Genomic DNA, 7,191 nt, shown 5'->3' on the forward strand with positions numbered 1-7,191 from the left:
CTCGACGAGATCGAGGCGATCGGCTCGCGCAGCGGGGAGATGACCGGCGTGCCGACCGGTTTCACCGACTTCGACTCGCTGACCAACGGCCTGCACCCCGGGCAGATGATCGTCATCGCCGCCCGTCCCGCGATGGGCAAGTCGACCCTGGCACTGGACTTCGCGCGGGCGGCCTCGATCAAGCACAACCTTCCGAGCGTCATCTTCTCGCTGGAGATGGGACGCAACGAGATCGCGATGCGGCTGCTGTCCGCCGAGGCCCGAGTCGCCCTGCACCACATGCGCTCGGGCACGATGACCGACGAGGACTGGACGCGCCTGGCCCGCCGCATGCCGGACGTCTCGGCGGCCCCCCTCTACATCGACGACTCCCCGAACCTGTCGATGATGGAGATCCGGGCCAAGTGCCGCCGGCTGAAGCAGCGCAACGACCTGAAGCTGGTCGTCATCGACTACCTCCAGCTGATGCAGTCCGGCGGCTCCAAGCGCGCCGAGAGCCGTCAGCAGGAGGTCTCCGACATGTCCCGGAACCTCAAGCTGCTCGCCAAGGAACTGGAGATCCCGGTCATCGCGCTCTCCCAGCTCAACCGTGGCCCCGAGCAGCGCACCGACAAGAAGCCCATGGTCTCCGACCTGCGTGAGTCCGGTTCCATCGAGCAGGACGCCGACATGGTCATCCTGCTGCACCGCGAGGATGCCTACGAGAAGGAGTCGCCCCGGGCCGGTGAGGCCGACCTGATCGTGGCCAAGCACCGAAACGGCCCGACCGCGACGATCACCGTCGCCTTCCAGGGCCACTACTCGCGCTTCGTGGACATGGCGCAGACCTGATCCACCGCTGCGGCGAAATGCGCTCGACGCGGGGTGTCGGCCGGGGTGGACTGTGCGTATGACGACTTCGCACGAAGACCTGCTGCCGGGTACGCGGCGGGCGCTGCTGCACCGTGTCGCCGTCGCGCAGCGCGATGGGCGGGCCCCGTCGCTCGTCGCCGCCGTCGTACGGGACGGGCGGACGGTGTGGCACGGAGCGCGGACCTCGGTGGACGGGCACGGTCCGGACGAGAACACGCAGTACCGGATCGGTTCGATCACCAAGACCTTCACCGCGGTCCTGGTGCTGCGGCTGCGCGACGAGGGTCTCCTGGACCTCGGTGACCCGCTGGAGAAGCACCTGCCGGGCACCGGGGCGGGCGAGGCCACCATCGCCTCCCTCCTCGCGCACACGGGCGGCCTGGCGGCCGAGTCGCCGGCGCCCTGGTGGGAGCGGACACCGGGGTCCCTGCGCCCGGAGCTGGCCGATGTTCTGGGCGAGCGGCCGCTGCTGCATCCGGTCGGCCGGCTCCACCACTACTCGAACCCCGGCTACACCCTGCTGGGCGCGCTCGTGGAGGAAGTGCGCGGAGCGCCGTGGGAGGAGGTGCTGCGCGGGGAGGTGCTCGAACCGCTCGGTCTTCACCGCACCGGCGTCCGGCCCGAGGCCCCGCACGCCGGCGGATGGGCGGTGCATCCCTGGGCCGATGTCCTGATGCCGGAACCGGCCGAGGACCTGGGCCGGATGGCGCCCGCCGGCCAACTCTGGTCGACCACCGGCGACCTGGCCCGGTTCGCCGTCTTCCTCACCCGTGGGGACGACCGGGTGCTGAGCGCGGCGTCGGTGGGGGAGATGAGGACACCCGCCGCGCCCGCCGAGGCGGCGGACCTCGCGTCGGGGTCCACTTACGGCCTCGGCATGCAGATCGAGCACAGGGACGGCCGGCTGCTCGTGGGCCACAGCGGGTCGCTGCCGGGCTTCCTCGCGGGCCTCACCATCGGCGTGGAGGACGACATCGCGGCCGTCGCGCTGGCCAACTGCACATCGGGGCCACTGATGTGGACGACCGCGGCCGACCTCGTCCGCATCGTCGCCGAGGCCGAGCCGAGGATTCCCGGGCCGTGGCGCCCGCTGCGTCAAGTGGACCCGGCCCTGCTGGAGTTGACGGGCCAGTGGTACTGGGGGACATACGGCTTCGGACTGCGCCTGTCCGCCGACGGCCTCCTCTCGCTGGAACCGCTGACCGGCAACGGCCGGCGCTCGCGGTTCCGTCCGAACGGCGACGGCACATGGACGGGGCTGGAGGGCTACTACACCGGGGAGTCGCTGAGGATCGTGCGGCGCCCGGACGGGTCGGTGGACCACCTCGACCTCGGGTCGTTCGTCTTCACCCGCCGGCCCTACGACGAGCAGGCCCGTATCCCCGGCGGTGTCGATCCCGAGGGATGGCGTGGCATCGGCCAATAGCCGGTTGACCGGCGAAGGGTGGGTCTGTTTCACGTGAAACAGACCCACCCTTCGCCGTCAGAGCCGGAGCTTGAAGCCGATGTGCGAGGGCTCGAAGCCCAGCCGTTCGTAGAAGCGGTGCGCGTCGGTCCGTGTCCTGTCCGACGTCAACTGGACAAGACCGCAGCCCAGGTCGCGGGACGCGTCGACCGCCCACTCGATGAGCCGTGTGCCCAGGCCGCTGCCGCGCTCGTCGGCGTGGATCCGTACGCCCTCGATGATCGAGCGCGTGGCACCGCGCCGGGACAGTCCGGGAACGACCGAGAGCTGCAGTGTTCCGACCACCCGCTCCCCGCGCACGGCGACCATCAGATGCTGGTGGGGGTCGGCGCTGAGACGCTCGAGGGCGGTCAGATACGGCGTGAGGTCGTCCGGCGACTCGCGCTGGGCGCCGAGCGGGTCGTCCGCGAGCATCCCGACGATGGCGGGCACGTCGCCCGCGACGGCGGCGCGTATTTCAAGATCTTCCATGCTGCGCACTGTAGGGGCGCCTGGCGGTGCGTGCCGTGAAGGAGGAGCGGGTGCGTGTCATGCCGGGGCCGGTGCGTGCAGTGACTCCACCGCCCGCACCAGGGGCGCCAGTTCCGGGTTCTTGGCGGCCTCGTCGAGTGCCTCCCGCAGGGCGGCGTCGTTCGTCGGCCGGGCCGCTTCGAGGAGCTTCAGCCCGGCTCCGGTGACGTTGGTGTAGATGCCACGGCGGTCGGTGGGGCACAGATACCGCTCCAGCAGGCCGCGGTCCTCGAGCCGGGTGACCAGCCGGGTGGTGGCGCTCTGGCTCAGGACCACCGCGTCGGCCACCTGCTTCATCTGCAGATGGCCGCCCTCGCCGTCGTGCTGCCGGCTGAGCACGTCGAGCAGTGAGTACTCGCGCACGCTCAGGCCGTGGCCGGTCTGCAGGGCGCGCTCGACGTGCGCCTCGATCCTCCCGTGCAGCAGGGCCAGGGCGGACCAGCCCTGGGCCAGGGCGGTGAGCGCGGGGTCCGTCGCTGTCATTGGCGTTTCCTCCGTCCCGGAGCGGCTTGTTCCCAGGATAGGGCAGCGCCGCAATAGACGGCGGTTGCATATAGCCCGCGTCTGCAATTATTGTGAACGCACGCAAAGCGCATCTGCAATCTTTCGGAAGGTGTCACCCCTCATGCCTCTCGCGCTGCTGGCCCTGGCGATCGGGGCCTTCGGAATCGGAACGACCGAGTTCGTGATCATGGGCTTGCTGCCCGAGGTCGCGGGCGACTTCGGAGTCTCCATCCCCACGGCCGGGCTTCTGGTCACCGGCTATGCGCTGGGCGTCATGTTCGGCGCCCCGCTGATGACCGTCCTCGGCACCAAGGTGTCCCGCAAGCGGATGCTCATGCTGCTCATGGGCCTGTTCATCGCGGGCAACCTGCTCTCCGCGCTCGCGCCGGCCTTCTCCGTGATGCTGATCGGCCGGGTCGTCGCCTCACTCGCCCACGGCGCGTTCTTCGGCATCGGCTCCGTCGTCGCCGCGGACCTGGTCATCCCGGAGAGGAAGGCCGGCGCCATCGCCATGATGTTCACCGGCCTGACCGTCGCCAACGTGGTCGGCGTGCCGCTCGGCACCCTCGTCGGGCAGACCGTCGGATGGCGGGTCACCTTCGCCCTCGTGGCCGCGCTGGGCGTCGTGGGCCTGGCCGGAATCGCCCGGCTGGTCCCCGACATGCCGAAGCCCGAGGGTGTGCGCCTGCGCCACGAGCTGGCCGCCTTCAAGAACGCACAGGTGCTGCTGGCCATGGCGATGACCGTGCTCGGCTTCGGCGGTGTCTTCGCGGCCGTCACCTACATCGCGCCGATGGCGACCCGTGTGACCGGGTTCGCCGACGGCTCCGTCACCTGGTTGCTGGTCCTCTTCGGACTCGGCATGGTCGGCGGCAACCTCGTCGGCGGCAGGTTCGCCGACCGGGCCCTGATGCCCATGCTGTACGTCTCTCTCGGCGCCCTCGCGGTCGTCCTCGCGCTTTTCACGCTCACCGCGCACAACAAGGCCGCGGCGGCCGTCACGATCGTGCTGATCGGCGCCCTGGGTTTCGCCACCGTCCCGCCCCTGCAAAAGCGCGTCCTCGACCAGGCGCACGGCGCCCCGACACTCGCATCGGCCGTCAACATCGGCGCCTTCAACCTCGGCAACGCGCTGTCCGCCTGGCTCGGCGGCCTCGTCATCGCGGCCGGCCTCGGCTACACCGCGCCGAACTGGGTGGGGGCTGCGCTCGCGGCGGGCGCCCTGGTGCTCGCCGTCCTCTCCTCCGCGCTGGAGCGCCGCAAGCCCACGGCCGGGGTCGTCGTCGCCGCCGGCACACCGGCCGGACGGCGGACCACCGTCCACCAGTGACCCGCCCGTACCCCGCTTCAGCCGTGCCGGCCGGTCAGCCCGCCGCCACGGTCAGCGGGGCGAAGCGGCGAGACCAGTCACCGGGCAGTTCCCCGATGCCGTAGGTCATGACGTCGTTCATGACGACGGGGGCCAGCCCGCGCTCCTTGAGCCACCCGAGCAGTTCCTCGTGGCGCAGGTCGACGTCGGTCCGCAAGGGCCGGTCGGTGTGGGTGGCGAGGGAGGCGACCAGGGCCTTCGCGGTCTCCGTGTCCCGGGCGATCAGCGGACCCACGACGTGGGTGTCCATGTTGGGCCAGGCGGCCGCGTATCCGATGAGGCGGCCGTTGTCCTCGGCGACCCGCAGCTGGTCGGCGAACGCGGGCAGCCGGGCGACGAGGGGAGTCCGGTCGACCCCGAACACCTCCTCGTCGAGCCGGAGAATGCGGGTGAGGTCCTCGGCGGTCGCCGCCCGGGTGGCGACCGCCGAGGGCGCCGCCTCCGGTGTGAAGTGACCGCAGACCATCTCCGCCCGCCCGATGACCTTGAAACCGAGCTCCTCGTACAGCGGGCGGCCGTAGGGAGTCGCGTACAGGGTCAGCGGGGTGGTGCCCATCGTCGACATGACATGGCGCATCATGCGGCGTCCGACACCCCGGCGGGCATGCCGTGCGGCCACCAGGACCATGCCGACGGCGCCCAGATCCGGGCGGCCCTGCGGGCCGTACTCGGTGATGACACACGCGGCGACGAGTCCCCCCTCGGGGTCGTCGATGCCGTAGCCCTGCCCGGCCGTGAGGAGAAGGCCCCACTTGTGCTCCTCGCGCTGCCACCCCCGGTCCTCGGACAAGTCGGCGCACGCGGTGAGGTCGCGAGGCGTCAGACGACGGATGGGGTAAGCGGCGGGAGAAGGAGTCGACACGCAGGTCAGGCTGTCCGATGGGCGCCCCCGGCGTCCACCCGTTTCGGGGGAGACGTACGTGGTTTTGGCCATCTCCTGGCCCAACCGGGCGGCGGGCTCGAGGTCAGGTTCGCCCCGCTGGAGAACCTGCCGGGCGTTTCACGTGAAACGTCACACCGTCGGCAGGGCTCACGGTCAGCCCAGGTCAGGGGCGTGCATGGCGCGCACGCCCTCGATGTTGCCGTCCAGGTAGTGCCGCAGCGAGAGCGGGACGAGGTGGACGGAGGCGATGCCGACCCGGGTGAAGGGCACGCGGACGATCTCGTACTCGCCGGTGGGCTCGTCGATTTCGGGCCCGTGCCGCAGGGCGGGGTCCATGGACTCCAGCCGGCAGACGAAGAAGTGCTGCACTTTGACGCCGGTCGCGCCGCCGTCCTCGCCGATGTGCTCCACGGTGTCCACGAAGCAGGGCACCACGTCGGTGACCTTCGCGCCGAGCTCCTCGTACACCTCGCGGTGCAGGGCGTCGACGACGGTCGTGTCACTCGGCTCGACCCCGCCACCGGGAGTGACCCAGTAGGGATCGACACCGGGCTTGGTGCGCTTGATCAAGATCAGGTCATCGCCGTCGAGGAGAACGGCGCGGGCGGTGCGCTTGACCACGGGTCGGACGGTCATGGGAGAAATGTGGCCCGGCTGGTTCCACGTGAAACATCGCGAAATGCGACCACGTGGGCTCAGCGGGTGACCGCCCCGGGGCGGGCCCTCAGCTCCAGTCCGCCGCCGCCTGGAACAGTCGTTCGTGGGCCCGGGCGACGTGCGGCAACGCCAGCGTGCCGGTGCGCACCACCAGGAAATACGTCCGCAGGGGTGGCACCGCCGGTTCATGGAGGGCCACGACGTCACCGCGGCCCAGGGCCTCGGCGCACAGATAGCGGGGCAGCACCGCGAGTCCCGCGCCCGCCACCGCGCAGGCCAGGGCCGCGCGCAGATCCGGGACGATCACGGTGCCGGACACGGCCGGCCGCGCGTCGAAGACGGAGGCCCAGTAGCGGGAGACGAAGGGCAGCGACTCGTGGACCTCGATCACCGGGACGTCCTCCAGCGCGGACACGTCCTCGCGGCGCACCTTCGGCGCACCCGTCCCGGACGCCCAGCGCGGGGCGGCGACCAGGACGTGCTCCTCGTCGCACAGGGGAGCCCCGGTGAGCAGCGTCCCACGCGGGCGGGCCGTACTGATGGCCAGATCGTGGTGCCCGGCGGAGAGCCCCTCCAGCACCTCCTCCGCGGTGCCGAAGGTGGCGCGCAGAGCGAAGCCCTGTCCCTCCTCGGCGGCGAGCCCGGTGAGCGCGGGCAACGCCCGCCCCGCGGTGAACTCGGGCGGCCCGGCCAGATGCAGCGTGCGTAAGTGGGACTCCTCGTCGAGACCGGACTCGGTGATCTCCACCAGGGCGTCCAGGTGCGGCGCGGCCTTGTGGGCGAGTTCGTCCCCGATGGTCGTCGGCGTGACGCCGCGGGCCTGGCGAAGGAACAGAGGCCGGCCCAGCTGCCGCTCCAGCGTGCGGATCTGGGAGGTGACGGCCGGCTGGGAGAGGCCGAGCAGCGCGGCGGCCCGGGTGAACGAACCCGCCCGGTGCACGGTCACGAACG

The 7,191-nt window shown here is 71.2% G+C and carries 8 protein-coding genes; 3 read left to right on the forward strand and 5 right to left on the reverse strand.

Going from position 1 to position 7,191, the window contains the following annotated elements:
• The coding region (dnaB, locus tag IE249_RS38635; protein WP_229859351.1) for a replicative DNA helicase at positions 1-831 on the forward strand (831 nt) is incomplete at its 5' end.
• 58 nt (positions 832-889) lie between these two features.
• The gene (locus tag IE249_RS27005; protein ID WP_189708795.1) at positions 890-2,278 is read left to right on the forward strand and encodes a serine hydrolase domain-containing protein; all 1,389 of its coding nucleotides are present in this window, start codon (positions 890-892) and stop codon (positions 2,276-2,278) included.
• Between the two features lie 57 nt (positions 2,279-2,335).
• Here IE249_RS27005 and IE249_RS27010 read toward each other — a convergent pair whose 3' ends face one another.
• Both IE249_RS27010 and IE249_RS27015 read right to left on the reverse strand, forming a co-directional pair.
• Complete coding sequence (locus IE249_RS27010; protein ID WP_189708797.1) at positions 2,336-2,788, reverse strand: GNAT family N-acetyltransferase; 453 nt, start codon at positions 2,786-2,788, stop codon at positions 2,336-2,338.
• A 57-nt stretch (positions 2,789-2,845) separates the two neighbouring features.
• Positions 2,846-3,310 carry a MarR family winged helix-turn-helix transcriptional regulator gene (locus IE249_RS27015; RefSeq protein WP_189708800.1) on the reverse strand — a complete coding sequence of 155 codons (465 nt, stop codon included), beginning with the start codon at positions 3,308-3,310 and terminating at the stop codon, positions 2,846-2,848.
• Positions 3,311-3,452: 142 nt separating this feature from the next.
• Here IE249_RS27015 and IE249_RS27020 point away from each other — a divergent pair, with 142 nt between their 5' ends.
• Positions 3,453-4,661 (forward strand): MFS transporter, encoded by a 1,209-nt coding sequence (locus IE249_RS27020; protein WP_189708802.1) that lies wholly within the window; start codon positions 3,453-3,455, stop codon positions 4,659-4,661.
• Positions 4,662-4,695: 34 nt separating this feature from the next.
• Here the strand turns inward: IE249_RS27020 and IE249_RS27025 are convergent, their stop codons facing one another.
• The 3 genes from IE249_RS27025 to IE249_RS27035 all read right to left on the reverse strand — a co-directional run.
• Positions 4,696-5,562 (reverse strand): GNAT family N-acetyltransferase, encoded by an 867-nt coding sequence (locus IE249_RS27025; RefSeq protein WP_189708804.1) that lies wholly within the window; start codon positions 5,560-5,562, stop codon positions 4,696-4,698.
• 174 nt (positions 5,563-5,736) lie between these two features.
• Positions 5,737-6,219: an NUDIX domain-containing protein gene (locus IE249_RS27030; RefSeq protein ID WP_189708806.1), complete on the reverse strand. Its 483-nt coding sequence runs from the start codon at positions 6,217-6,219 to the stop codon at positions 5,737-5,739.
• Between the two features lie 88 nt (positions 6,220-6,307).
• Positions 6,308-7,191, reverse strand: an 884-nt coding sequence (locus tag IE249_RS27035; RefSeq protein WP_189708808.1) for a LysR family transcriptional regulator, incomplete at its 5' end; no start/stop codon positions are given.

Source organism: Streptomyces anandii JCM 4720 (genome assembly GCF_014650655.1).
Classification (GTDB): Bacteria; Actinomycetota; Actinomycetes; order Streptomycetales; family Streptomycetaceae; genus Streptomyces; species Streptomyces anandii.

What these genes read in the sequence shown, in the direction of transcription:
- IE249_RS27005 (WP_189708795.1), top strand. Translation starts at nt 890, where the DNA reads ATGACGACTTCGCACGAAGACCTGCTGCCGGGTACGCGGCGGGCGCTG.
- IE249_RS27010 (WP_189708797.1), bottom strand. Translation starts at nt 2,788, where the DNA reads ATGGAAGATCTTGAAATACGCGCCGCCGTCGCGGGCGACGTGCCCGCC.
- IE249_RS27015 (WP_189708800.1), bottom strand. Translation starts at nt 3,310, where the DNA reads ATGACAGCGACGGACCCCGCGCTCACCGCCCTGGCCCAGGGCTGGTCC.
- IE249_RS27020 (WP_189708802.1), top strand. Translation starts at nt 3,453, where the DNA reads ATGCCTCTCGCGCTGCTGGCCCTGGCGATCGGGGCCTTCGGAATCGGA.
- IE249_RS27030 (WP_189708806.1), bottom strand. Translation starts at nt 6,219, where the DNA reads ATGACCGTCCGACCCGTGGTCAAGCGCACCGCCCGCGCCGTTCTCCTC.